The sequence below is a fragment of the Paraburkholderia sp. EG304 genome (assembly GCF_046543485.1).
Taxonomy (GTDB): Bacteria; Pseudomonadota; Gammaproteobacteria; order Burkholderiales; family Burkholderiaceae; genus Paraburkholderia; species Paraburkholderia youngii.
In genome coordinates this window covers 1-254 of the sequence record NZ_JBKGUA010000479.1, presented here as the reverse complement: position 1 = coordinate 254, position 254 = coordinate 1, and the positions used below count along the sequence as shown (strand labels likewise).

The 254-nt window shown below is 55.5% G+C and carries 1 pseudogene; it reads left to right on the top strand.

What is annotated here, in order from left to right:
- Positions 1–126: pseudogene (locus ACLFKU_RS44830) on the top strand (IS5/IS1182 family transposase); the annotation flags it as partial.
- Positions 127–254: the final 128 nt, after the last annotated feature.

Genomic DNA, 254 nt, shown 5'->3' with positions numbered 1-254 from the left:
GGCAAAGAGCCAGCGCAGGCTGCATTCGACGAGGGTATTGACCTTCAGGTGATCAAACTCGAAGAAACGAAAAAGGGTTTCGTTCTGCTCCCCCGGCGGTGGGTGGTCGAGCGCAGCTTTGGCTGGCGAGCCTGTCAGATTTTTAGTGTGCCGAGGTCATGAGACGATAACGGAAATAACGTCCTATGACCGAAGCAACAGTGACCAAGAAGAGCAAGAACCCGAAGGCGCCGAAGCTGTTCCCCGACGAGCTG